General features: G+C 64.2%; 17 protein-coding genes. 10 read left to right on the forward strand and 7 right to left on the reverse strand.

The annotated features are described in order from the left end of the window. Window positions 1–94: 94 nt before the first annotated feature. Window positions 95–505 carry a rhodanese-like domain-containing protein gene (locus VXJ37_RS03245; protein WP_331321618.1) on the forward strand — a complete coding sequence of 137 codons (411 nt, stop codon included), beginning with the start codon at window positions 95–97 and terminating at the stop codon, window positions 503–505. 90 nt (window positions 506–595) lie between these two features. On the opposite strand, the gene VXJ37_RS03250 is transcribed toward VXJ37_RS03245, so the two are convergent. Further along, complete coding sequence (locus VXJ37_RS03250) at window positions 596–1,501, reverse strand: SDR family oxidoreductase (protein WP_331321619.1); 906 nt, start codon at window positions 1,499–1,501, stop codon at window positions 596–598. Window positions 1,502–1,657: 156 nt separating this feature from the next. Between VXJ37_RS03250 and VXJ37_RS03255 the strand changes: the two genes are divergently transcribed. Continuing rightward, a complete protein-coding gene (locus tag VXJ37_RS03255; protein ID WP_331321620.1) occupies window positions 1,658–2,275 on the forward strand; it encodes a hypothetical protein in 618 nt (205 codons plus the stop codon). Between the two features lie 308 nt (window positions 2,276–2,583). Here the strand turns inward: VXJ37_RS03255 and VXJ37_RS03260 are convergent, their stop codons facing one another. From VXJ37_RS03260 to VXJ37_RS03275, 4 genes are all read right to left on the reverse strand, one after another. Then, window positions 2,584–5,385 carry a S8 family serine peptidase gene (locus VXJ37_RS03260; protein ID WP_331321621.1) on the reverse strand — a complete coding sequence of 934 codons (2,802 nt, stop codon included), beginning with the start codon at window positions 5,383–5,385 and terminating at the stop codon, window positions 2,584–2,586. A 187-nt stretch (window positions 5,386–5,572) separates the two neighbouring features. Further along, window positions 5,573–5,698 carry a hypothetical protein gene (locus VXJ37_RS03265; protein WP_331321622.1) on the reverse strand — a complete coding sequence of 42 codons (126 nt, stop codon included), beginning with the start codon at window positions 5,696–5,698 and terminating at the stop codon, window positions 5,573–5,575. A 238-nt stretch (window positions 5,699–5,936) separates the two neighbouring features. Continuing rightward, complete coding sequence (locus VXJ37_RS03270; RefSeq protein ID WP_331321623.1) at window positions 5,937–8,462, reverse strand: bifunctional lysylphosphatidylglycerol flippase/synthetase MprF; 2,526 nt, start codon at window positions 8,460–8,462, stop codon at window positions 5,937–5,939. A 401-nt stretch (window positions 8,463–8,863) separates the two neighbouring features. After that, on the reverse strand, window positions 8,864–9,940 hold the full coding sequence (locus tag VXJ37_RS03275; RefSeq protein ID WP_331321624.1) for an alpha/beta hydrolase: 1,077 nt from the start codon (window positions 9,938–9,940) through the stop codon (window positions 8,864–8,866). Window positions 9,941–10,622: 682 nt separating this feature from the next. On the opposite strand from VXJ37_RS03275, the gene VXJ37_RS03280 reads away from it, so the two are divergent. After that, on the forward strand, window positions 10,623–13,994 hold the full coding sequence (locus VXJ37_RS03280; protein ID WP_331321625.1) for a PKD domain-containing protein: 3,372 nt from the start codon (window positions 10,623–10,625) through the stop codon (window positions 13,992–13,994). Window positions 13,995–14,273: 279 nt separating this feature from the next. Here the strand turns inward: VXJ37_RS03280 and VXJ37_RS03285 are convergent, their stop codons facing one another. After that, window positions 14,274–14,768, reverse strand: coding sequence for a hypothetical protein (locus VXJ37_RS03285; RefSeq protein ID WP_331321626.1), 495 nt, complete (start codon window positions 14,766–14,768; stop codon window positions 14,274–14,276). A 171-nt stretch (window positions 14,769–14,939) separates the two neighbouring features. Here VXJ37_RS03285 and VXJ37_RS03290 point away from each other — a divergent pair, with 171 nt between their 5' ends. Then, complete coding sequence (locus tag VXJ37_RS03290; RefSeq protein WP_331321627.1) at window positions 14,940–15,650, forward strand: response regulator transcription factor; 711 nt, start codon at window positions 14,940–14,942, stop codon at window positions 15,648–15,650. Window positions 15,651–15,679: 29 nt separating this feature from the next. Then, window positions 15,680–17,197 carry a sensor histidine kinase gene (locus VXJ37_RS03295; protein WP_331321628.1) on the forward strand — a complete coding sequence of 506 codons (1,518 nt, stop codon included), beginning with the start codon at window positions 15,680–15,682 and terminating at the stop codon, window positions 17,195–17,197. Window positions 17,198–17,314: 117 nt separating this feature from the next. On the opposite strand, the gene VXJ37_RS03300 is transcribed toward VXJ37_RS03295, so the two are convergent. Beyond that, on the reverse strand, window positions 17,315–17,989 hold the full coding sequence (locus VXJ37_RS03300; protein WP_331321629.1) for a DUF1345 domain-containing protein: 675 nt from the start codon (window positions 17,987–17,989) through the stop codon (window positions 17,315–17,317). A 171-nt stretch (window positions 17,990–18,160) separates the two neighbouring features. Between VXJ37_RS03300 and VXJ37_RS03305 the strand changes: the two genes are divergently transcribed. The 5 genes from VXJ37_RS03305 to VXJ37_RS03325 all read left to right on the forward strand — a co-directional run bounded on the left by VXJ37_RS03305 (window position 18,161) and on the right by VXJ37_RS03325 (window position 25,387). Next, window positions 18,161–19,675: a CAP domain-containing protein gene (locus VXJ37_RS03305; RefSeq protein WP_331321630.1), complete on the forward strand. Its 1,515-nt coding sequence runs from the start codon at window positions 18,161–18,163 to the stop codon at window positions 19,673–19,675. 286 nt (window positions 19,676–19,961) lie between these two features. After that, complete coding sequence (locus tag VXJ37_RS03310; RefSeq protein ID WP_331321631.1) at window positions 19,962–21,938, forward strand: amino acid transporter; 1,977 nt, start codon at window positions 19,962–19,964, stop codon at window positions 21,936–21,938. Window positions 21,939–22,062: 124 nt separating this feature from the next. Beyond that, a complete protein-coding gene (locus VXJ37_RS03315; protein WP_331321632.1) occupies window positions 22,063–22,800 on the forward strand; it encodes a hypothetical protein in 738 nt (245 codons plus the stop codon). A gap of 188 nt (window positions 22,801–22,988) precedes the next feature. After that, window positions 22,989–24,257 carry an alkaline phosphatase family protein gene (locus VXJ37_RS03320; RefSeq protein ID WP_331321633.1) on the forward strand — a complete coding sequence of 423 codons (1,269 nt, stop codon included), beginning with the start codon at window positions 22,989–22,991 and terminating at the stop codon, window positions 24,255–24,257. A gap of 2 nt (window positions 24,258–24,259) precedes the next feature. Then, window positions 24,260–25,387 (forward strand): alkaline phosphatase family protein, encoded by a 1,128-nt coding sequence (locus VXJ37_RS03325; protein ID WP_331321817.1) that lies wholly within the window; start codon window positions 24,260–24,262, stop codon window positions 25,385–25,387. Window positions 25,388–25,462 lie beyond the last annotated feature (75 nt).

Here is a 25,462-nt window from a genome sequence, read left to right on the forward strand (position 1 = left end):
TGCATCGCACGCCGCACGCCGTTACGGCTAACTAATCAACAGCAAAGCGAGGCGAAGGTTGCAGCAGGATCACAGCTTTGACGACGGTGGCGCGGTGAACCAGAACGCTGCACATCCGGGCGATTCGCCCAGGACTCCGACGATCGACGACCTGCTGTTTGAGAGCCGACTGGGACTCGAGCGTGTTCACCCCTCGGACCTTGGCGCGGAGATGGCAGCCGGCGCCCTTGTCGTCGACACCCGCCCCATCGACCAGCGCGACCGCGACGGCGACCTCCCGGGAGCGGTGGTCATTGACCGCAACGTTCTCGAATGGCGGCTCGATCCCGCCAGCGCCCACCGGCTCCCTATTGCCGACGACTACGCCCGGCGGATCGTGGTGGTGTGCAATGAGGGCTACAGCTCCAGTCTTGCTGCCCACACCCTCCAACGGCTGGGCCTTACCCGCGCGACCGACCTCATCGGCGGCTTCCAGGCCTGGGCAGCGCTGCAGGGCCGTTCCTAGGATTCCCTTTCCGCAGACCTACCGCCAGGAGCCACCTGCACCCGGCTGCGTGGGTGCCAACGCCATGAGGTTGCCCGTAGCCGTCCCGCCTCATTGAGCGCGGGCACCATGTTCCTCAGAGGCCGGTGCAGGCAGCCCCACCCATCCTGCTGTCATTGAGGTGACCCGGCCGCCGTCGACGTCGTTGAGCTTTGTGGCGACAAAGTCGCGGGCCCATTTGGATGTTTGGATCCGGAAGGCTGGAGACGTTGCCTGCAACGTCTCCAGAACGACGTTGGCGACGTCCTCCGGCACCTGTGCGTTGGCACTGGCGAACTGACGTCGTGTGCGCTCAAGGTAGGCCTTGAGGGCTGATTCGTAGGGGCCTGCGGCAGCGAGCATGCGCCCAGTATCCATCCCGGCATTGGCAACGAAGTCACTGGACACCGCGCCGGGTTCGATGATGTAGACACCAACTCCGGCGCTCTTGGCTACCGGCTGGAGGCTTTCCAGGAAGCCCTCCACTGCAAACTTGGCGGCGCAGTACGCCTCGTTGAACGGCTGCCCAACAACTCCCCCCACGGAACTGATGGTGATAACCCGGCCGCCACTCTCCCTGAGCAGTGGCATAAACGCCCGTGTCGTGGCGACGACCCCGAAGTAGTTCACTTCCATCGCGTCACGGAAGTCCTTCATCTCCAGGCTCTCAAGGGATCCGACGGTTGCACTACCCGCGTTGTTGATCAGCGCATCCAGCCTGCCGTAGGTGTTGCGGCAGTAATTGGATTCCCGCTCAATGGTGGCCGCGTCAGTGACGTCCAACAGGCGAATGTCCAGCTCAACTCCAGCATCCGCCGCTTCCGCGCGAAGCGCGTCAACCCCTTCCGGCGCACGCATCGTTGCTATGGTCCGCCAACCAGACCTTGCAGCGGCGAATGCCGTGGCCCGGCCAATCCCGCTCGAAGTTCCGGTGATCAGGACAGTGCGCTCATTTTGGGGCTTGGATTGAACAACCACAGTTTTAGTCCTCGTTCCGAGTTCGTCGAGGGCCGTCGAAGCATCGGCGGCCCATTCCTTTGATGATTGCCCGATTGCCGGTGCCAGACAAGGACAAAGTGTTGATGAAGGGGCCGGTAAAGTGAAGCTGGAACCCCGACGAAGGAGCCCTGAACCTTGAATATCAAGACCGCCGTGCCGATTGCTCTCACGGGGTTGACCCTCTGCCTGGCGGCCTGCTCCGCTGAGGCTCCGAAGGAGAGTTCCAGCACGGGCTCATCCACCCCGGGACAACAGAGCCCCACGGCCACCTCGGGATGGGCATTTCTGCCGGCCAACGGGGCAGCCGGCATCAAAGCCGCGGGGCTTGACGTCCTTTCTGCAGAAGGCAGCGCGGAGCACATCCACGCCCACCTGGATGTGATCTCCGATGGTCACGCAGTACCCGTGCCCGCTGACATCGGCTTCAGCTTCGGTTCCAACGGACAGCCCAACGGGATCTCCGCATTGCACACCCACGACCCCTCCGGGATTATCCACATCGAAGCACCTACCGCTGGTGTTACCTACACTCTCGGTCAGGTTCTTACCGAGTGGGGTGTCCTGGACGGGAAAGACAGCACCCCGGGAAGCGCCCACTCCAGCACCGGCGATTGGCAGGTCTACGTCAACGGGACCCAGCAGCCAGGTGACCCTAAAGACACGCCGCTTCGATCCCACGACGAAATCCTGCTGGTCCACGGACCCGCGCCTGCAACAATTCCCAGTTCCTACAGCTTCCCCAGTGGCTACTGACCCTCGGCCCCACAGTTTCCAGGAACCGTACAAGCCCACCCACAGCAGGTGGAAGGCCCTTTAGCCACTTATTCACACGTCCAAGATGGGACCCCAGCGGCATTCCAGTCCTCGCCGGTGCCGGGGCCGGAGCTAGCGAACGGTGAGCCCCAAAACCGTCGCTGCCGGCAATAAGACCAAGAGTGACCGGCGAGGCTGCCGTACCGGTTGTACCTCCCCCGCGTAATGCCGAGGGCAAGCGGGTCATGGAAGATCTGCCGTGGGCAACGAAGACCCAATCCGCCGGGAGTTCACTGTTGCGGGTTACATCAGGAGATGTAGGCGCCGTTGGGACCAACGTGGATAACGCCACCCTGGTAGTTTTGGGCGACGCTTCCGTCGTTTCCGGTGGGGTACTCATCACTTGTCGGGTAGCCGAGCCGGCCCGATTCAAATCCTGTCGAGGCCCAGATGGATCGGATTGCCCCGACAGAGAAGTGCGCTCCGGTAGCCGGCGACCAGATAATGGCCCCACCCTGATAGTTCTGATAAACGCCGCCGTCACGCAGTCCAGAGACTTCATCGGTGGTCGGGTATCCCAGGCGTCCGCCCTCGAATCCTGTTGCCGCCCACTCCCCCCGGATTGACCCGACAGAGATGTGCGCTCCGGTCGCCGGTGACCAGACGATGGCCCCACCCTGATAGTTCTGGTAGACGCCGCCGTCACGCAGTCCGCCTACTACGTCGGTAAGCGGGTATCCCAGGGCGCCGCCTTCAAAACCTGTCGCCGCCCAAAGCGCACGGATCGCCCCTGTGGAGACGTGCGCTCCAGTAGCCGGCGACCAAATGATGGCCCCACCCTGATAGTTCTGATAAACACCGCCGTCACGCAGTCCGCCTACTACGTCGGTAAGCGGGTATCCCAGGGCGCCGCCTTCAAACCCTGTCGCCCCCCAAAGCGCACGGATCGCCCCGGTGGAGACGTGCGCTCCAGTAGCCGGCGACCAAATGCTGGCCCCACCCTGATAGTTCTGATAAACACCGCCGTCACGCAGTCCGCCTACTACGTCGGTAAGCGGGTATCCCAGGGCGCCGCCTTCAAACCCTGTCGCCCCCCAAAGCGCACGGATCGCCCCGGTGGAGACGTGCGCTCCAGTAGCCGGCGACCAAATGCTGGCCCCACCCTGATAGTTCTGATAAACACCGCCGTCACGCAATCCGCCTACTACGTCAGTGGTCGGATATCCCAGGGCGCCGCCTTCAAAACCTGTCGCCCCCCAAAGCGCACGGATCGCCCCTGTGGAGACGTGCGCTCCAGTAGCCGGCGACCAAATGATGGCCCCACCCTGATAGTTCTGATAAACACCGCCGTCACGCAATCCGCCTACTACGTCAGTGGTCGGATATCCCAGGGCGCCGCCTTCAAAACCTGTCGCCCCCCAAAGCGCACGGATCGCCCCTGTGGAGACGTGCGCTCCAGTAGCCGGCGACCAAATGATGGCCCCACCCTGATAGTTCTGATAAACACCGCCGTCACGCAGTCCGCCTACTTCGTCGGTAAGCGGGTATCCCAGGGCGCCCCCTTCAAAACCTGTCGCCGCCCAGAGGTCACGGATGGCGCCGGCTGAGACGTGCGCTCCCGATGCGGGCGAGTAAAGGATGCATCCGTGCTCGAAGCACTGGTACGCCCCATTGTCCTTGAGTCCGTAGACCTCTCCCGTCGTCGCTGCTCCAAGGGCCCCGTTCAGCGATGCTGCCTTGGCTGCGATCGGGGACAGGGGTGCCACGGGTGCGGGGGGATAGACGACGGCGGCCGAGGCATCGATGAGGCCGGCACCGCAGCCCCCTGAGCAGGTTCCGGGAAGGGGCCGGGCGGTTTCTTCAAGCTTCGCCTTGATCTGGGCCGGTGTCAGGGAGTGATCGGCGGCCTTCATGAGCGCGCCAACCGACGCGGCCATCGGCGTCGCCATCGACGTACCCATCATGTAGCCGTACGTCTCTGCCCCTGGAGCCGTTGTCCCGGCGTTGAGCGTGGAGAGGATACCTGCCCCCGTGTCGCCTCCGGGAGCCATGATGTCAACTGCGGGGCCGAAATTTGAGTATGAGGCCCTGGAGCCTGACTGGTTGGTGGCGCCGACGGTGATGACGTTGTTGCAGTTCGCCGGCGTGCTGTTCGAGGCGAGCTGGTTCTCGTTGCCGGCAGCCACAAAAACAGCCGAACCACGGCTCACGGCGCCGTCGATGGCCGCCTGTAATGTGGTGCTGCAGGCTGCCGTCCCGCCAAGGCTCAGGTTGATGGTTTGTGCCGGGTTGCCATTGGCGGGTACGCCGGTCACGGTCCCACCGGACGCCCAGGTGATGGCATCAGAAATATCGGAGAGGTAGCCGCCGCAGTCACCCAGTGCGCGGACGGGTTCGATTTTCACCCCGGGAGCGGCGCCACTGACACCTTCTCCGTTGTTGGCCACGGCGGCAATGATTCCGGCGACATGCGTTCCGTGCCAGGAAGAATTGGAGGTTGAGGCGGAGCCGCAGGCACCCGAAATCCGGTAATCTCCCGGGTCAGATGCGTCTGGGTCCCTGCCGTCGCCGTCATTTGAAGTCGCTGGGTCGGCAATCATGTCGTACCCGGCAATGACGTTGGCATTGAGGTCGCTGTGGGCCGTAATGCCGGTGTCGATCACGGCCACCACCTGGCCTGCTCCCGTGGTCCTGTCCCACACAGCCGGGACCCGGATTCCGACGTTGGGATCGGACAAACCCCACTGCCGGGAGTAGTAGGTGTCATTGGGAGTGGATGTTGGCTGCATGAGAATGTCGGGCTCGACGGATAAGACGTTGTCGTCCGCAGCGAGGCTCTGCAGCACACTCTTGGACTCGTCGGCATTGAGCCTGTGGCTGGCCTTCACCACCTTGGCGTCACCGGCCGCTGTCTTTACCTCCTTGACATCAATGGAGGCAGCGCGGCCAGCCTTCGAATAGGTCTTGCCCCGCTCTACAGCACTGCTGGCTGCGGGAGGCTTGAACTTCACGATGAACTGGTCAGTGGCCTGCGCCGAGGCCGGCGACTTTTGCACAGCTGAAGGACCAGGCGGCGCAACGGGCTTATCCCCTGCGTTGGCTGCCGGCATGGCAGAACCAAGAAGTACTCCTGCCAGGAGGAGACCCGCGGCCCCCCTGTTCATGCAAGTTTCAAATGTGAATATTCCCTTGAGCACGTGCGCTCCTCTCGGCTTCCCGACTCCCCAGTCAGCCTTAGAGTCTGCGCCGGGAAGGATGATGATGTCTCCTGCAAAAGTCCGGATCAAGCGCAGGCGCTCACCGAAAGGCCGCCCACTGCCCTGGGACGGCCGTGAACTTGGCGGCCGGCTGTTTGCTGGCCGTGGACGTGGAGCCGCCACCGACGGCCATGGCAGCGACGGCGGTCAGCACGGCTATGGGCATGGCATCCTTCTCCCGGTTGGCAGCGGGACATCCCCGGCAGGCCCTTGCCGCGCGACACACACCGGGTGGCCGGTAGTGCAGAGGACCAACGGAATGACTTTAACAGCCGGAAAAAGCTATTTAGCCGGATCACGGATAACCCTGCGTAAAGACTCAGGAAACTTGGCAAAACCACGACCAATGCTTGGCACGTATCGCGGAGAAGCAGCCCTTTGGGGCAGGTACCCCTGGATGCAGGTTATTCGGAAGAGCGATTCGTTCCTGGGATGCGTGGGAGCAGCAGTTGTCCAGCCAGGCCCAGCCGTCGGAGTCCGGAAATCTCGCCGAGGTAGGCTGTTGCGATTGCGTTGGCGATGCTGGGAAGTGCGGCAGCGTCGTTGTAGACCAAGTACAGCGGTTCGTAGTGTGGGGCGAATTTACTTTTGAAGGCGAGCAAAGAGCGGAACCCATAGACGGGTTCCAGTCGGCTTCCCAACCAGTCGAGGACGCGTGCCACGGCCGTGGTGTGGGGGGCGAAGTTGCTGTCTTGCAGGGAACCAGCGAGGGGCGCGCCGGACAAGCTGATGTAGCTGTAGCCCTCGTCCCGGAGTGTCAGGGCGGCCGTGGCGATGAGCAGTTCCATACTGTTCGGGAATCCGTTCGGGCGCCGGCGCATGAGATCCAGTGTCCAACCGATGATCCTGCCGTCACTGTACGACGGGAGCCAGGAGGTGACGCCATGCAGCGTCCCGTCCACGTCCCGTGCCACCAGGCATCGGACCTCCGGATCCCGGAGTTCACTGATCCCGCCCAGGGTGAATCCCAGTTCGGGGAGTTTCTTGTCGGCCACCCATTCCTTGGATATGTCGTCGATCTGCTGCCGGATCCCCGAAGGCGCTTCAGCGTAGTTGACCCATTCGGTATGGATTCCTTCTTTCCGGGCTCGGTTGATGCTGGTACGGATGTGCTGGAATTGTCGTCCAGTGAAGCTGAGCGCGGCCAGTGGGAGGACTGTCTGGAGAGCCACTTCCACTGCCCCCCAGCCTTCTGCTGCCGCTTCGTCGCAGAAGGCCTGGTCGGCGGAGTAGAAGCAGGGCGTCCAGCCGTTCTCGTCACAAAAGCGCGAAAAACCTTCCACGCACGTCCGGTAGTCGGCCGCCGGGCCCACGGGTGATCCCAGCGCCAGTGCAACACCCGCGTTGACCCTGTACGCGACATATCCATTGCCTTCGGGCGTGAACCAGTAGCGGTTGCCAGGCCAGGTGGTCATCCAGGAGAGGGGGGTTCCAGTCCCGGAGCGAAGTATGGTCCGCACTTTCGAAGGGTCGGGGCTGTGCGGACCGGGCGCCGTCTGCAGGAAGGACTGGAGCACCAGGGCGCCGGTCAGCGCCCAAAAGACAATCCCGGTGCCTTCATAAAGCACGACGGCGGCGGTGCTTTGGGGGAAGAACGCAGGAGGGACGTCCAAGGTGTAACCAAGCGGCAGGAAACGGTCGGGCACGTCCGCCAGGAATTGATAGAGGGATGGGACTGGAGCGAAGCCGGGCGACAATGCCATCCCGGCCCCAACGTAGACCACCGCGAGCCCTGTGCCGAGCATAAGGACCATGCGGCTGACCCTGGCGTATGTGCCCAACGGGGCGCGGCCAGGGAAGAGATTGCGTAATCCGAGGACGAGCAGGAACATCACAACCGGCAGCATCAGGGTGGCCACAAGGCCGAATTTGTTGTGTATGTGGCTCAGGCTCTGGAAGTCCATGTTGTCGTTCTGCGCACTCCCCAGGGCATGGGGCCAGATCACTCCGGCTGCATGCACGGCAGCCAGAACCGCCGTGCATCCGAGAACGACCAGGGCGGAACCCCACGCAAAGCGGCGTCCACGCCGGAGCCCTTCGGCGATGAGCAGCAACAGAAAGCAAGGAAGAATGGCCATGAATATACCCCCCGCACCGGCCCGCAGCTGAAGGAGCAGCATTTGGCACTCGACGGACCTTGGGCCCGAGGCACACGCATTTTTGAGAGCCTGGGGATCTACCGGATGAATATCCGTGAACAGAAGACGGAGTACCGCGAGTGGGCCGGGAGCATGCCGCGACAGCCCCGCAATGACCGGTCCAATCGCGAAGGCAGCAACCCCTAAGGCGACCAAAACCCGTACTTCGCGACGGGAAATTTGGGGCCACTCCAACGCCGGGCGGCGGCCAAAGAAGAATGGACCCAGGAACATTCCTGCGGCGGCGGCGAACATCCTCACCAGGTCGGCATAGGATCCCTCATAGAGCACCAGAAGCAAGAGCAAGGTGGACAACGCCATGCGCAGGCGGCGCCGCCACAGTACCGGCATGGTCGTGGACGCAGCCATTGCTGCACCGCAGAGGGCCGCTGTGGGACCGAAGTAGGGGTCCGACATCAGGACAAACGACCAGGAGCCCATCGTGGAGTGGATCGCCCAAGCCAATCCCGCTGCCCCCATGATGCCCACGAGCTGGCTGGCAGCCAGCGCGCCGGCAAAACGTGCAGATCCCAACCGCCGCTCCAAAGGAAGCCCCGCCAGCAGCACCGTAACTGTCGCCGCGACGTAATAGAGGGGCATGGGTAGCCAGAAGGCTGAGGTCGCCAGGGACCAGGGCCGAATGAAAAGTGAAGACGGGGCTGCTGCTAGCGCCCCGGGGGCCGCCCGGAAAGGAATGCCCAGGACGCGCAGGATGTGCGTCACAGCAGTAACAGCCCAGAGCAGTACCAGGTAGACGAGCGTGACAGGTGCTGCCCGGAGCTTGAGGAACAACAGTTTGACGGTGACGAAGAACTGGCCCCCGCGCGCCCCTAGTCCGAAACGACCGGGTAAGGCACGAAACCCCGTTCGGTCCGGGCCGCTGGACTTGGCCGGACTGCTCATCGCGCGGTGAGGCCGAAGCGTTGGAACAGCAGTGGAAGCCCTGCCTTCAGCCCGTAATCGACGGCATCTCCACGGTGGCCAACTGACTCCCCGATGAACCTGTAGGTGGTCATGCCGGCCGCTTTGGCATCTGCTGCTGCTGCTGTTACCTGCGGCGAATACGTGGTGTCCGCCGAGCCACTGGTGAAGATGGCTTCCAGGTCGGTGTAGCTGTGGGATTTCAGGATGGTGGCCGGTTCTTCCGCAACGAAGCTGGCCTGGTTGCCGCGAAAGATGGTCTTGACGGTGTCCTAGACGCTGCCGCTGACCGGTTCCAGCTCACCGGAAATGTCGAGAAGTGAGCCGAAAAGCTCTGGTCTCTTAGCAGCGAAGGACAAGGCGCACTCGCCGCCATTTGAGTAGCCTGCTACTGCCCAACTGTCCCGTCCACTTGCCACATTCAGATTCGTGCGGATGAAATTGACGACGTCGGTGGTGACGTATGAGTAAACGTTGCCGCTGGGGGAATCGACGCAGACGGGGTTTTGGTAAGGACTGCCCAACTGGTCCACAGTGAGCAGGAGGGGGGCGAGACCATGGTTCTTGGCGGCCATGGCATTCAAACGGGCGACAGCATATTGGTTCTGGTCCGGCCCCCCGGGCTGGCCCATCATCATGACGATGATAGGCAACGGCGGTGGGTTGGCGACCAATGCTGCCGGGGGAAGATAAAGATAAGCATGGCGGGCCTGGAAACCGGAGACTGTGGCAGGGATGGCGACCGGGCCTGTCCGCCCGATGGCCGGCATCCCGGCTGGTGGCTTCCAGGTCTGCCATAACGGCGCCGCGGCCGCCTCTGCAGGGGCTGGATTGTGCTTGGGGAGCGCCAGAAAGCGGCCTGTGTTCACCCCGAGGAGGGAACCGAGGGTGGGGTTGAGCCTGTAGTCGGCGTTCACTCCCAGGATAGCCGTGGCAAGAAAGACCACAATGGAAAGGACGGCCAGGATCTTCCGCCACCAGCGTGAGCGCCACAAATTTACCAAGGCCAACGCGACGGCGGTGAAGGCCAGAATGACCCACGTCCGGGTGTCGCCATCCAACGGAAGGCCAAAGACGTTCAGCCAGCCCTCACAGATGACCAGGGTAAGTATCCCCGCGCCTGCGCCAGCCACCAGGGCAGTCAGGCTAGTAAGGAGCCAGGTACGGCGGGAGGGTTGTTTGCCGCGCAGGACCGGGCCCAGATTGGCGGCGCCAGTACGCCCCCTCCGGACGGCCTGGGGTAAGAGCACTGGGCGCAGCACCAGATAAAGGATCGCCAGAATACTGGTGGCGTCGAAGGCGTAAAGCAATGGCTGCTGCAGAATGTTCAGGTTGAGTAGATTGTCCATATCACTCTCTGCCCCGGCCCAGACCGTTCAGTGGAATATTGTTCCGGGATGGCGCGGGATAGTCCCGGCCGGCCCTCACGGGCCGCCGGGCACAGGTTAGCCGTGTGACGGGTTTGAGACCGACAGCGGGCAAGTTCCTCACCTTTCCACCGACCTCCAAGCCTCTCCTGACTTATGCCGTGTTCTTCGAGGTCTGGCCCCCACCAGGCTCGTTCGCAAGCCACCCGGGCTCTTGGAACGAGGTTACGGTCGCGCTTGAGGGTAGGGCACCAGTAGGGAGTACTCGCATTTAACCGCTTGATCCTGTTGCCCGTAGGTAAGTACAGGGATTCAGGCTGGCAATTCTGTGTAGGGATAGGTGTTCCATCTATCCCAATACCGTGGACCGATTGGTTGGGAAGAGACAAAATCCCCGCTCTTTTGGGGCACGACCGGTGTGGGCGACGGACGCTCAGAATGATGGCCCCGAAAAACCAAGCGACGCCGCCAGCCGAAGCCGGAGATTTTCGTGCGTCTGATTGAAGCTCAAGGTTTGCAAAGGAAGCCCTGGATGTGCTTGCGCTGGTTTGTCGGTGGGGCATACCGTCTGGGGCTACTTGGTTGCGCTTTTCCTGGCGGCGGATGAAAGCTCAGGTTGGAAGTCCGGAGAAGCAGCCAGAAACCGGCGTCTAGGAGCCCTGCCGTGAAGATCAAGCGTTTTCTGACATCGTTGGCCTCGACAGTGCTTGCGGCTCTCATCGTGGCAGCGGGCATCGTTGGTTCCCCCCCGGCTTCAGCCGATCCGGTCTACGGCACCCAGGGCGTCTCATACGCCGGCGTCGCCAATCCGCCCACATCGGATAAGCCCCAGAGCAAGTTGTGGTGGAATGACGGATCTTGGTGGGCGGATATGTGGACCACCGGAAGTGGCTGGCACATCTACCGCCTCGACAGGGCTACGCACAGCTGGGTGGACACAGGAGTGTTGAATGATGCGCGCGGCAGCACCCTGGCAGACGCCCTCTGGGACGGGGCCCATCTCTACATCGCGTCGCATGTTGTTGGTGTTTCGACGAATGCCAACCCTGTACCTTCGGTGGCAGGGCAGCCCGCTTACCTTTACCGGTACAGCTACTCCGGTGGGAATTACACCCTGGACGCTGGATTTCCCGTGGTCATCACGAACAACAGCAGCGAGTCGATGACCGTTGACGAGGACAGCACGGGCGCCGTCTGGGCAACGTGGACGCAGGTGGCGGGCAACAGCACCAGCGGATTCACCAACACGGTCTACGTCAACAACTCGGCACCCGGCGGCACCGGCTGGGGCACCCCTTATGTCATCCCGGTTTCCAACCCGCACCCTTCTCCTGATGATATTTCCGCCGTGGTTTCCTACGGAAAGAACAAGGTTGGGGTGATGTGGAGCGACCAACTTACCGGCAGTGTCTGGTGGGCCACGCGAACGGACGGGACCTCGCCCACCGCGTCCTCATCGTGGGCTCTGCAGCCCGCCATCAGGGGCAATGGACAGGCTGATGACCACCTCAACATCAAATCTCTCCAGTCTGATCCCAGCGGACGGGTTTTTGCCGCCGTGAAGACAAGCCTCAACGACATATCGTCGGATCCCACATTGCCCCAGCTTCTACTGCTTGTCTTCAAGCCGGGCACCGGTTCCTTCACGCAATCGACCATCTCCACGACGGGTGACTGCGTTACCCGGCCCCAGATCGTGCTGGACACCCAAAACAACCTCGTCCACGCTTTCCAGACCGCCCCCCCGACCTCCGTGAGTGGCTGCACGTACTCCGGGGTTGCCGGCAGCATCTACGAGAAGACTGCCTCCATGGACAACCCGGTCTTCGCCTCCGGCCGTGGAAACCCCGTCATGCAGGCAGCGTCCTCCTCGAACATCAATGACGTCACCACCACCAAACAGGGCGTCAACGCGACGACTGGCATTGTCATGTTGGCAAGCGACGACGTCGCCAAGAGCTACTGGTTCTCGGACGAGCCCCTTACGCCGGCCACCCCCACCCCGGTAGCTTCGTTTACTGCCACCCCAAGCTCCGGGACAGTACCACTGTCGGTCGCATTCCAGGACACCTCTACGGGCACACCGACCTCATGGTCCTGGAACTTTGGCGACGGCACGGCGACCTCCACGCTGCAAGACCCGACTCACACGTATTCCGCTGCCGGAACCTACACTGCCACCTTGACGGCCACGTACGGGACAGGTACAACTCAATCCGCCACTTCCACCATCACAGTCCTGACACTGGCCCAGGCGATGGATGCCAAGGCCGCCCAATGGAATCTTGGGACGGCCACCGGCGACGTGACGGGAATCCGTGACGGTGGCTACTACCGCAACTACCAGTCAGGTGCTGTAATCTCGACGCCCACGCAGAGCCTGTTCGTCTCCCAGGGCCCCATCCGCAGCGAATGGGCCGCGCTCAACTTCGAAAACGGCCTGATGGGATATCCGACTACGGACGAGCTTGGTGGTCTGGTGAACGGCGGGGTAAAACAAAACTACGAAGGCGGGGTGATCATCTGGACCACGGCCACCGGCCCTCACGAGTCCTTCGGCCCCATCCGTTCGGAGTGGCAGGCCCTGGGCTTCGAGGGCGGCGTCCTGGGCTACCCCACCACCGAAGTAGTAACCGGCCTGATCAACGGCGGCTCATACCAGAACTACCAACGCGGAGCGATCGTGTCCGCCCCGGCGTCCGGCACACATGAATCGATCGGCCCCATCCGCTCGGAGTGGCAGGCCCTGGGCTTCGAGGGCGGCGTCCTGGGCTACCCCACCACCGAAGTAGTAACCGGCCTGATCAACGGCGGCTCATACCAGAACTACCAACGCGGAGCGATCGTGTCCGCCCCGACGTCCGGCACACATGAATCGATCGGCCCCATCCGCTCGGAGTGGCAGGCCCTGGGCTTCGAGGGCGGCGTCCTGGGCTACCCCACCACCGAAGTAGTAACCGGCCTGATCAACGGCGGCTCATACCAGAACTACCAAGGCGGAGCGATCGTGTCCGCCCCGGCGTCCGGCACACATGAATCGATCGGCCCCATCCGCTCGGAGTGGCAGGCCCTGGGCTTCGAGGGCGGCGTCCTGGGCTACCCCACCACCGAAGTAGTAACCGGCCTGATCAACGGCGGCTCATACCAGAACTACCAACGCGGAGCGATCGTGTCCGCCCCGGCGTCCGGCACACATGAATCGATCGGCCCCATCCGCTCGGAGTGGCAGGCCCTGGGCTTCGAGGGCGGCGTCCTGGGCTACCCCACCACCGAAGTAGTAACCGGCCTGATCAACGGCGGCTCATACCAGAACTACCAACGCGGAGCGATCGTGTCCGCCCCGGCGTCCGGCACACATGAATCGATCGGCCCCATCCGCTCGGAGTGGCAGGCCCTGGGCTTCGAGGGCGGCGTCCTGGGCTACCCCACCACCGAAGTAGTAACCGGCCTGATCAACGGCGGCTCATACCAGAACTACCAACGCGGAGCGATCGTGTCCGCCCCGGCCTCCGGCACACACGAATCGATCGGCCCGATCCGTTCGGAATGGGCGTCCACGGGCTTCGAAGGCGGCGTCCTGGGCTACCCCACCACCGAAGTAGTAACCGGCCTGATCACCGGCGGCTCGTACCAGAACTACCAGGGCGGTGCGATCGTCTCCGCCCCGGCCTCCGGCACACACGAATCGATCGGCCCGATCCGTTCGGATTGGGCGTCCACGGGCTTCGAAGGCGGCGTCCTGGGCTACCCCACCACCGAAGTAGTAACCGGCCTGATCAACGGCGGCTCGTACCAGAACTACCAGGGCGGTGCGATCGTCTCCGCCCCGGCCTCCGGCACACACGAATCATATGGAGCCATCCGTACGGCCTGGATGTCCACGGGTTTTGAGCGGGGCGCCCTTGGCTACCCAACCAGCGACATCTACTCGGTGCCCAATGGAACGGCGCAGGACTTCCAGGGCGGCCGCATAAGCGACATCCTTGGAACTACGACCATCACGTATTCGACGGCATCAGGCACCCCACCAGCCTAAGAAGTGAGGACAACACCACGTTTGATCACTTCTTCTGGCCCGGCAAAGGCCGGTCCGCCCTCCATGAACAACGCGCGCCTGATCCGCACTCTGCGCGCGAAGCGCGCTATTTTATGACCGTCGGGTGCACACAGGGCACCCGGAATCCAGGCCGGGTGCCTCCCAACCGGGCGTGTATTGGCCATTGAGACGGCGGCCGTGTCCACAGGGCTGGGCACCGTTCCTGGCCCTGCCTGCCGCCGGGGACAAATTGGCCCAGAGGCGGCAGGCTGGGGGGTGCTAGGGCTTGGCGGGTGCCTGCGTTGCCTTGGCCTGAACCGTTTTTGCTTCCTTTTGTATCTGGCTTCCGTAGCCGCCGTTCAGCGCGGTTTCCTTGATCTTCGTTGCATCGCTGTCACGCTCTGAGGCTGGTGCTGCTTCGAGGGTCTTTAGGTCCGTTTGCAGATTTTCGGGCAGCTTGCTGAAGGCGGCCGTGTGATGGATCAGGACGTAGGCGATCTCGTGGGCTTTGTCCCCGAACCCGGTCGCGGAACGGATGTCGACCCTCAACTCCGTGCGGAGGATCTGGGCAAACGGGTGCTTAGCGTGCGGTGCCCCTTTCCCGGTCTGCACCGGGGCGGACGGGCTGGGGGAAGGGGCCGGGTTCTGGCTGTCCGCTGTGGCAGCTGTTGCCCCCAGGACGGTTGCCCCGATGAGGACAGCCCCTGCGGCGACGCCTGCACGGACGCCCCGAAGACGACCGGACCGGCTGCGGGGTATATGGGGATTCTTCATTTCTTCTCCTCATTGATCCTGGGACACGGGACAGATCACGTCCCGGTCCGGACTTGTTTACTCTTCTACTGTGGCGGCCCGATGTCCGGCACGTGTTCGGTGAATGTAAGAGGAAGGTAAAGTACGCGCCGCCTGTCTCTTTACCAGGCCGCCGGAGCGTTCAATGGAGAGATGGAAGAATCAACAGCCGACGGCGCCCTGCCGTCCCGCGGGTTGGTGCTGATCGTCGAAGACGAGCGTGCGATCGCTGACGTGCAGCGCCTCTATCTGAGTCGCGCGGGTTTCGGTGTCCACGTCGAGACGACCGGCGAAGGTGGCCTGGACCAGATCCGGGGCCTTCAGCCCGTCGCGGTTGTACTCGACGTCGGCCTGCCCGGCATCGACGGGATCGAGGTCTGTCGGCGGATGCGCGCCCGGGATGACTGGACACCGATCATCTTCGTCACGGCCCGGGACGATGAAGTGGATATGCTCCTGGGGCTGGAGCTCGGCGCCGACGACTACATGACCAAGCCGTTTTCACCGCGTGAACTGGTTACCCGGCTCAAGACGGTCCTTCGCCGCAGCGGTGGGGTCCCGCATACCAAGGTCCTGCAAGTCGGATCCGTGGCCCTGGACCAGGACAAGCGGAGGGTCAGCGTGGACGGCACCGCCGTGGAGCTGACCGCCAGGGAGTTTGACGTGCTCGCCTATCTGATGGCCGCCCCCGGACGGGTATTCAGCCGCGAGCAGCTCCTCTCGGCCGTCTGGGGGCAGGCCGGCTATACGGCCGGGCGCACCGTGGACGTGCATATCGCCCAGCTGCGCTCCAAACTCGGTGCTGGCAACCCCATCCGCACCCTCCGCGGCGTTGGATACTCCGCCACCGGGGATCGAATGTGAACGGCCGAAATCAGGGAAACGGCAGACCCGTGGCCCGCCAGCGACAGGACCGCGCGAACGCAGCCGGGGCATGGTTGCGCTCACTGGCCGGTCGCATCACTCTCGTTACAGCCGCCGTCGCCATTCTGGCGGTGCTCGTCACCGGGGCCACCGCTTTTCCCCTGATCCGGTCCGCCGCCGCGGAGCAGGCCAGACAGCAACTCGCCCGTCAAGCTGATGCTTTTGCCGCAGCCCCGGCTGCCTCGGAGGCGCTGGACCTGCGTGAGCGCCACCTCCTTGGACCTGATACCTACGACCTGTCGACCATCAGCCCTGGCGGCGCCGTGAGCGGGCCAGCGGCACAGATTCTGAGTCCGGGCGAAGCCCATCAAGTGCTCTCCGGGCAAAAGATTTCCCTGACCCTTACCCGAGGCGGCTTTCAGTTCCTCGTGGAGGGGCGCCCCCTGGGCAAGGGCGGCGGAATCGTCCTGACGCGCTCACTGGATGAGGTGAACGCCGCCTCAGCCCAGCTCCTCCAGCGAACGGTCCTTGCCTTGGCGGCTGGCCTGTTGATCGCAGTTCTGGCTGGTACGCTGCTGGCGCGCCGGCTTTCCGGGCCGCTTGTCACGACAGCGGCCGCAGCACGGCGGATGGCCGCCGGAGAACGGACGGTGCATCTTGAACCTGCGGGAGTTTCCGAAGTTCGCGCCGTAGGAGACGCCATCAATACCCTGGAAAATGCGCTGCTGGCCAGTGAAAGCCGGCAACGTGAGTTCCTTTTGTCCATATCCCACGAGATCCGCACACCGCTGACCGCGATGCGAGGTTACGCCGAGGCGCTCGAAGACGGACTGATCCCGCCCGAAGATATCGTCGGGGTGGGGCAGACCCTGTCGGCCGAGACAGACCGACTGGACGGTTTCGTCCGGGATCTACTCGCCTTGGCCCGCCTGGAAGCAGACGATTTCGCAGTTGACCTCCAGCCTGTCGACGTCGTCACACTCCTGGAACAGGTGCAACGGGCATGGCAGGCCGCAGCCACGCAGGCCCGGGTGGAACTCACGCTTCAACTGCCGCACGGAGAAAGCGGGGAACCCCTGCTTGTCACCACGGACCCACAAAGGCTGCGCCAAATCATCGACGGACTCATAGGCAACGCACTGCGCATCACACCACCCGGACAGCCCCTCGTCCTCCGCGCCGGACTGGAGGATTCCCCCGCAGATCCGACCACGCCCGGTGACTGGCCGGCCGGCACCTGCGGCGTCGTCGCGATCCAGGTGCGGGACAGCGGCCCCGGCCTCACCCCCGAGGACGCCGCCGTCGCCTTCAACCGCGGCGCCCTGGCACGCCGCTACAACGGCGAGCGCCCCACCGGGAGCGGACTCGGCCTGTCCATCGCGGCCCGACTCGCGCAGCGGATGAATCTCAACCTCACGGTGGAACCACCCGACCCCACCGAAAACGGCGCCTGCTTCTGCATCCGGCTCCCCCGCACCCCTGCTCCGCCCTCACGGCGCCCGGCAACCGACAACGGCCCATCGATCATTCCCGGCTCCGGTCCCTGAAACTCAACGGGACTGTTCGGACGTGCTCCCCCGTCCCACTGCGACAGCTGCGGGCCTGTCCACGGCCACAGTCTCCTGGGTTGCACCCCGAACGCCCTCGCGGGGGCGACTGCTCCGCTAGTGGATGAGTCCGGCCACAAGGTTGATGGTTGTGGCAAGGACGATGGTGCCCAGGAGGTATGACAGCAGCGCCTGCCGCAGTACAGTCCCGCGGATGGCATCGGTTTTCAGGTCGGTGTCTGAGACCTGGAAGGTCATGCCGACAGTGAAGGCCAGGTAGGCAAAGTCCATGTAGCGGGGCTGCTTGTCCTCGTTGAAATCCACGCCGGCTTTGTCCCTGTAATAGATGGAAGCGTAGCGGAGAGTAAAGAGCGTGTGGACAAGGAACCAGGAAAGCGCGACGCTGCCCAGGGCCATGGCGATGACGGCTGCTTTCGTTCCTCCCTGGGCATCGGATGCGTCCATCAGGATCAACGCCACCCCGGCAAAGCTGGCAATAGTGGCGGTGAGCACCAGCACGTCGGCAGGGCCCTTGCCCGGGTCTTCGCGTCGGGCGTGTGCAGCGGTGGCCTCCGCCTGCAATCCCCCGATGACGGACCACACCCAGATGAGGTAGGTCAGGGACGCGGCGGCCCAACCCATCGCCGGAGCATATGCCCAGGACTTAAGCGCGCCGACCAGCAGTGCCACACCAAGGCCCACCACCAGCATCACAAGAACCCGCAAGCGGGAATGGTGGGCCAAGGTGTTGAAGCGGGATGACTGTCCGCGGCCAATGTCAGTTGTACTCATGAATCGATCATTACACCCCGCCCGGGGAGTGTCGGCGCATCTCGAGAGAGGTTTCCGCAGGATTTGCGAAGGCTTCTCCCGGCATCACCCCAACTCTGCCATTTTGCCGCGGGTGCCCGTGCAGACTTGACCTGTCTCCCGGCGCTCCGCCCAGCACTCCCCTGAAGGCTCATGAAAACACGTCCCATACGCATGTCCGCAGCAGGCTTTGGTCTGCTCCTTGCCCTGACCGGAACCCTCACCACCGCTGCCGTTTCCAATGCGGCTCCGTCACCAGCTACGGCGCCAGCCGTCGTCCCGGCCACTTCCTACGCTGACTCCTTCACCAGGCAGACCTTCGACCTGATCAACGCCGAGCGGGTCAAGGCTGGTGTCCGGCCGTTCGTCTGGAACCAGAAGATCGCCGACGTCTCCCAGGACTGGGCCAACCAGCTGGGGGTCGCCACGATGGACCCGAATTGGAGCTTTGCCAACATCCACCGCCCTGACGCGGGTGGGAACGAAATCCCGGCCGGCGCGACCTGGTACCGGGAGAACGTTGGCTTCAACTTCAGCCCGGCCCAGCTGGTGGACTGGTGGATGAACTCTCCGGGACACAAGGCGGCAATGCTGGATCCGCGCGGCACCGACGCAGGTTTGGGCTACGTCGTCCCCTCGACCGGACCATACGCCGGCTGGCACCTGATGGTGTCCAATATGGCGGCCTACTCCACGACCCAGGCCCCCTCCCCACCTGCACCTGCAACCCAGACGCCGCTGGCTCAGAAGGCCACGGCCATCAACGGCGCCCTGGGCCTGCCGGTGTCCCCTGAGGTCTATGGCCTCAAGGACGGCGGGTCGTACCGCAACTACCAGTACGGCGCCCTGCTCTACTCCCCGGCTACCGGTGCCCGTATTTCCAGGGGCGCGATCCGGACCCTGTGGGCCGGCTACGGGTTCGAGAACGGCATCCTGGGCTACCCGACCACGGACGAGGTAGCAGGGATCAAGGACGGCGGCGTCTTCCAGAACTACCAGGGCGGGGCGGTCCTATGGTCTCCGGCCACCGGCGCCCACATCTCGACGGGACCGATCCGCGACGCCTGGCGCGCGACCGGGTATGAGTCCGGGATCCTCGGCTACCCGGTCTCGGAGATCTACAACGTCGACGGCGGCACCGCCCAGACCTACCAGAACGGCGTCATTACCCACAGCGCCGCCGGGACCCAGGTTGTCTCCGGCGTGATGGTCGCCAAGTACCTGGAGAACAGTGGTTACCTCGGGGCGGCCACCAGCGCCATCACCCCGATCCGCGATGGCGGCTCGTACCAGAACTTCCAACGCGGCGCACTGCTGTACTCACCGGCTACCGGGACGCAGGTCTCCGTCGGAGGCATCCGCAGCATCTGGCAGTCCACCGGGTTCGAAAACGGTGTCCTCGGCTACCCGTCATCCGGAGAGATCCCCGCCAACGGCGGTGTCTACCAGACCTACCAGGGCGGTTTCATCACTTGGCTGCCGGACTCCGGGGGGCACTACGTCTTTGGCGGTATCGGCAGTCTGTACCGCAACGCCGGCGGACCCACTGGAACGCTGGGTTTCCCCACCAGCGGCGAGTACTCCACGGGGCCGGGTGGCAACGTGGCCCAGAACTACCAGCACGGCGTCATCCATTGGGGACCTGCCGGAACCGGTATTACCTACTGACGGCCCAGGCCGGGCCCCACCACAGCACCCCTTTCTGCCCTGCAGGGAGGGGTGCTGTCATGTCCGGGGACCGGGGACCGGCACGGACTGCTCGGCACACAATGGCCAAAATGAGCTTCCGACACATCCCGTAGTACCGCTTTCCGGCTCCAAATCGGCGCCGACCTGCTTGCCGGGCTCCGATGCTGGGTAAGACCAGTACAGGCCCTGCACTCCCGGACCGGACTTGCCCCGGTTCCACAGGCCCCGCCCCGGGTCTGTGGCTCCGCCCCAACAGAAAGACCCGATGAACACCCCTGCTGACCACGCCATCCCGGCTCACGTTGACCTCAAACAGGAGCCAGGCCCGGACCGGAACCCCCTGGTCCGCTGGCTGCTCGCCAATCAAGTGGCCCCTACCGGCCCTGAGGCGGAAGAGGACCACAAGCCCAACGCCTGGTGGAAGGTCATGTGCCTGACCGGCGTCGACTACTTCTCCACGCTTTCCTACCTGCCCGGCATCGCGGCCCTGGCCGCCGGCGCGCTGTCACCCCTGGCCACCCTGCTGATAGTTGCCCTGACGCTGCTGGGCATGCTGCCCATGTACCGCAGAGTCGCCAAGGAAAGCCCGCACGGCCAGGGGTCGGTGGCCATGCTGGAGAAGCTTCTGCCGTTCTGGCGCGGAAAGTTCTTCGTCCTCCTGCTCCTCGGGTTCGTGGCGACCTCATGGATCATCACGATCACCCTCTCTGGAGCGGATGCGACAGTGCACCTGCTGGAGAACCCGCTGATTCCCGAAGCACTCAAAGGCTGGGGCGTCATTATCACGGTCGTCCTGCTGCTGATCCTGGGCGGGGTGTTCCTGCTCGGCTTCAACGAGGCTGTGGGGGTGGCGATCCCGCTGGTGGCGGTCTACCTCCTGCTCAACGCCGCCGTCGTGGTGGCCGGCTTCGTTCACCTGGCCGCGGACCCTTCCCTGGTGAGCGGCTGGACGGACCGGCTGCTCTCCAGCGGCGGCGGGCCGATCGGCCTGGTCAGCCCGGCCATCCTTGCCTTCCCCCTGCTCGTGCTGGGTCTGTCAGGGTTCGAAACCGGGGTGTCAATGATGCCGCTGATCAAGGCAACCGGATCCACGCCCGATGAAGTCATGGCATCCCGGGTCAGCAACACCCGCAAGTTGCTCACCACCGCCGCGCTGATCATGAGCGTCTACCTCATGTCGACCAGCTTCCTGACCACCGTCATGATTCCTGCCAAGGAATTCCAGGACGGCGGGCAGGCCAACGGGCGGGCCCTCGCGTTCCTGGCCCACGAACTCTTTGGCGCCCGATTTGGCACCGTCTATGACATCTCCAGCGCGCTGATCCTCTGGTTCGCCGGGGCCTCGGCGATGGCCGGGCTGATCAACATCGTGCCCCGCTACCTGCCCGCCTACGGCATGGCCCCGGAATGGGGCCGTGCCGTTCGTCCGGTGGTGCTGGTCTACACGGTGCTGAGCATCGGCATCACGGTTGCCTTCAACGCGGACGTGAACGCCCAGGCCGGGGCGTATGCCACCGGAATCCTGGCCATGATGGTTTCCGGAGCGGTCGCCGTGACCGTTTCTGCCATCCGGCGACGCAGTCGGGCAGGGGCCGTGGGCTTCAGCATCCTGACGCTGATCCTGCTCTACGCCCTGGGCGCCAACGTCATCGAAAAACCCGACGGCATCCTCATCTCGGCCTTCTTCATCGGTGGCATTATCGCCGTCTCCCTGGTGTCCAGGGTTACCCGGACCACGGAGCTGCGGGTGGACGCCATCGAATTCGATGCCGCCGCCCGCCAGTTCATCACCGACTCCATCGCCTTCGACGGGCAACTGCACATCATCGCCAACAAACGGCAGCACGGTGACAAGGCCGAATACGCCGAGAAGGAATTTGAGCAGCGCGGACTAAACCCCGTGCCGGGCCCGGCGGACGTCGTCTTCCTTGAAGTCGAGATCTCTGACCCCTCAGACTTCAGCCACACGCTGCGCGTCGATGGCATCGAGGTCGAGGGTTACCGGGTCCTCCGGGTGAAATCGCCCGCAGTGCCGAACGCCATCGCCGCGGTCCTGCTGGCCCTGCGGGACTCGACCGGGGTAAAACCCCAGTGCTACTTCGAATGGTCCGAGGGCAGCCCGGTCAACCACCTGATGCGCTATCTGTTCCTTGGCCAGGGCGACACCCCTCCCCTGGTGCGGGAAATCCTTCGGGAGACGGAACCGGATAGGGCGGCCCGGCCCGGCATTCACGTGGGCTGACCGGCGCGGCGCACCGAGGCGGACGCTACTCGCGGGGTAGAACAGGGAAGGGGACGCTGCGGCGCCCCTTTTCCCTGCTGGCTGCCCGGGCATGTTCTTCTGACCCGCCGTACACAAGTGAGTCATGACGTTCTCCCGCTCCCGCCTGGCCCTTCTCGCCGCCCTGCTCATCGCCGGCCTGGTGATTGTCGGCTTCCTCTTTGCCATCACCCAGAAGCACCAGGCAGCGGCACCCGGCACCAACGCCTCCCCGGCCCCGCAGGGTGATGACGAGGACAGCACAGAGGGCCAGGACGCCGACGACGGGACCGCCCCGACAGTCTCTGCCATCCCCGCAGGTCCGCTGCCCGGCAACGCCCCGGCAGTGAAGACCGTCCACTCCCCCAGCAATGTGGCCATCGACCTGAACCTGGCCGCAGGACAGTGCAAGGCACGCACTATCGACGCCGCCGCAGGGCTGTACCTGCCGGACCCGGCCTGCACCCCCGGCGCGGTGGACCCGGCGGTCACCCAGGACAATCTGGGCGCTACCATCTGCAAGTCCGGCTACACGGTCACGGTCCGGGCCCCCGCCTCGGACACTGACAAAACCAAAGCCCTGAGCCTGGCCCAGTATGGCCAGACCCGCGCGTCCACCACCGAATACGACCACCTGATCTCGCTCCAACTCGGGGGCACCAACGCTGTCTCTAACCTCTGGCCTGAACCCAACCGCGCCGGAGCAACCGGCACCACCAACCCCAAAGACGCCATCGAGACCCATTTGAACAAGGCAGTCTGCGCTCACAAAATAACCCTCGCAGCAGCCCAAAAGGCCATCGCCACCAACTGGGTCACCGCCGAAAAGGACCTGGGCATGTAGTTCCGGCGTGAGCGGGAACGTCCAGTGAACTCTCCGTGAACAGCCTCTGTTTTCAGCCACGACCGCAACGAGGCTGTGATCTACTGGTGAGCGCAAAATCTTACCGACCAGTAACTTCAGGTCCAGTGACCGGCCCATGGTGGGGGCGTGCCCGCGTCGCTGTCCTCCTCACCTGCAAGGAACCAGACGTGAACCTCTCCAGACGCCGCTTCCTTGGCGCTGCGGGAACCGCTGCCGCCACCACCCTGGCCGCCGGCAGCGCCTTCCAGCCAGCCGCCGCCGCACCGTCCACGCTTCCGGCGCCCGCTGACTCGGGCATCGAGCACATCATCGTGGTGATGATGGAAAACCGCTCCTTCGACCACTTCCTGGGCTGGATGCCCGGTGCTGACGGCACGCAGTCCGGCCTCAGCTACACGGACCGCTACGGTATCCCCCACTCCACCTACCATTTGACCGACTACCAGGGCTGCGGCCACCCGGACCCGGACCACTCCTACGAAGGCGGCCGGATCCAGTTCAACAACGGCAAAAACGACGGTTGGCTGCGGGCGGGCGAGAACGACGAGTTCGCCGTGGGCTACTACAACGAACCGGATCTTGACTTCTGGCGGCAGGCCGGCCCGGACTGGACCGTCTGCGACCGCTACTTCGCCGCCACCATGGCCGAAACCTACCCCAACCGCTTCTACCAGCACGCCGCCGCCACCGACCGGATCCACAACTCCTCCACCACCTCCACCCTTCCCACCATCTGGGACAGCCTGGCTTCGGCGGGGGTCTCCGGTAAGTACTACTACGGAGACATCCCCTTCACTGCACTGTGGGGCACCAAGTACCAGGGCATCTCCCGCCCTTACGCGGAGTTCCTCACAGACTGCTCGGCAGGCACTCTGTCTTCCGTTTCCTTCGTTGACCCGCGCTTCACGGACGAGGGCTCAGGAACCTCCGGCGACGACCACCCGCACGCGGACATCCGCTCCGGCGAAACCTTCCTCGCCGAGGTCTACAACGCGGTCACGTCCGGGCCGGGCTGGGCCAGCACCATGCTGGTGGTCAACTACGACGAATGGGGCGGCTTCTACGACCACGTGCCTCCGGCGACAGCCCCGGACACCAGCTCCCAAACAGCACTGCGCGGTTTCCGTGTTCCCTCCCTTGTGGTCTCACCCCGCGCACGCCGCCGGTACGTTGCCCACGACGTCTACGACCACACCTCTGTTTTGAAGGCCATCGAGTGGCGCTGGAACCTGCCGCCCCTGACTCCCCGGGACCAGGCCGCCCGCAATATCGCGGAGGTCCTGGACTTCGGAACACCCCCAAACCTGGCTGCTCCCACCTACCTGGTCCCGCCCTTCGTGGCCGGCCCCGCGTGCACGCCGGTCGGGCCGCCACCGGCCGAGGAATGGTCCGGGTTGAAAGACAAAGCACTCGCCGACGGATGGAAGCTCCCGTGAAAATGAAACTCCGCGCCGCCGGTGCAGTCATCGCCCTCTTTGCCGCCGCCGTCATCGGCGGCGCTGCCCTCACCTCCAACCCTGCCGCCGCTACTTCCGCGGCTGCCGCCACCGCAGCCCAGGGCTACCTGCCAGGAGCCAACCACGTCTTTGTCATCAACCTCGAAAACAAGGGATACGACGAAACCTGGGGCCCGGCGTCGGCCGCGCCGTATCTGTCCCAGACCCTCCGCAGCCAGGGCGTCCTGCTCAACCAGTACTACGGCACAGCGCACAACTCCCAGCCAAACTACGTAGCGCAGATCTCGGGCCAGGGACCAAACCCCCAAATGCAGGCCGACTGCCAGACCTACACACCTTTTGTGGGCACCGGCACCGCGAGCCCCGGACAGGCAGTCGGTGACGGCTGCGTCTTCCCGGCCACAGTCCCCACCGTTGCCGGGCAGCTGAAGGATGCCGGCAAAACGTGGAAAGGCTATATGGAGGACATGGGCACTGCATGCCGGCACCCGGCACTGGGCACCGTCGATGACACCCAGAAGGCAAGGGTGGGAGACCAGTACGCTGCCCGGCATAACCCTTTCGTGTACTTCGCGGGAATTACCGGATCCCCGGACTGTGCCACGAACGACGTCGACCTGACCGCCTTAACAACAGACCTCGCCTCCGCTTCCACCACCCCAAACCTGTCGATGATCACCCCGAACCTGTGCCATGACGGGCACGATTCACCCTGCGTGGACGGGCAGCCGGGCGGCCTGGCGGGCGCCGATGAGTGGCTCAAAAAGTGGGTCCCGGCAATCACCTCCTCCCCCGCCTTCAAACAGGACGGCGTCCTGGTGATCACGTTCGACGAGTCCGACGGGCCGCAGTCCGACGCCAGCGCCTGCTGCGGCGAGGGCCCCGGCCCCAACGCCGCGCTGCCCGGCATTACCGGGATGGGCGGCGGCCGTGTAGGCGCACTTGTCCTCTCCCCTTTCACGAAGGGAGGCACCTGGTCCACCACGCCGTACAACCACTACAGCCTGCTCGCCAGCATCGAGGATACGTTTGGCCTGCCGTACCTGGGCTACGCCGGGACGCCCGGACTGAACCGGTTCGGCCTCGACGTGTACAACGCCACGGTCTGACCGGTCTGACGGGAGGGACGGCTCAGGGAGCTGACCCGGGAGTCCGGGCTGCGGCCGGAACGGGGAAGGGGTGGA

Source organism: Pseudarthrobacter phenanthrenivorans, assembly GCF_036455295.1.
GTDB classification, from domain to species: domain Bacteria; phylum Actinomycetota; class Actinomycetes; order Actinomycetales; family Micrococcaceae; genus Arthrobacter; species Arthrobacter phenanthrenivorans_C.

Excerpts from the sequence above, each read along its gene's own strand:
- VXJ37_RS03285 (WP_331321626.1), bottom strand. The coding sequence starts at position 14,768 with ATGAAGAATCCCCATATACCCCGCAGCCGGTCCGGTCGTCTTCGGGGC.
- VXJ37_RS03260 (WP_331321621.1), bottom strand. The coding sequence starts at position 5,385 with ATGCCGGCAGCCAACGCAGGGGATAAGCCCGTTGCGCCGCCTGGTCCT.
- VXJ37_RS03300 (WP_331321629.1), bottom strand. The coding sequence starts at position 17,989 with ATGAGTACAACTGACATTGGCCGCGGACAGTCATCCCGCTTCAACACC.
- VXJ37_RS03305 (WP_331321630.1), top strand. The coding sequence starts at position 18,161 with ATGAAAACACGTCCCATACGCATGTCCGCAGCAGGCTTTGGTCTGCTC.
- VXJ37_RS03275 (WP_331321624.1), bottom strand. The coding sequence starts at position 9,940 with ATGGACAATCTACTCAACCTGAACATTCTGCAGCAGCCATTGCTTTAC.
- VXJ37_RS03325 (WP_331321817.1), top strand. The coding sequence starts at position 24,260 with ATGAAACTCCGCGCCGCCGGTGCAGTCATCGCCCTCTTTGCCGCCGCC.
- VXJ37_RS03290 (WP_331321627.1), top strand. The coding sequence starts at position 14,940 with ATGGAAGAATCAACAGCCGACGGCGCCCTGCCGTCCCGCGGGTTGGTG.
- VXJ37_RS03265 (WP_331321622.1), bottom strand. The coding sequence starts at position 5,698 with ATGCCCATAGCCGTGCTGACCGCCGTCGCTGCCATGGCCGTCGGTGGC.
- VXJ37_RS03310 (WP_331321631.1), top strand. The coding sequence starts at position 19,962 with ATGAACACCCCTGCTGACCACGCCATCCCGGCTCACGTTGACCTCAAA.
- VXJ37_RS03315 (WP_331321632.1), top strand. The coding sequence starts at position 22,063 with ATGACGTTCTCCCGCTCCCGCCTGGCCCTTCTCGCCGCCCTGCTCATC.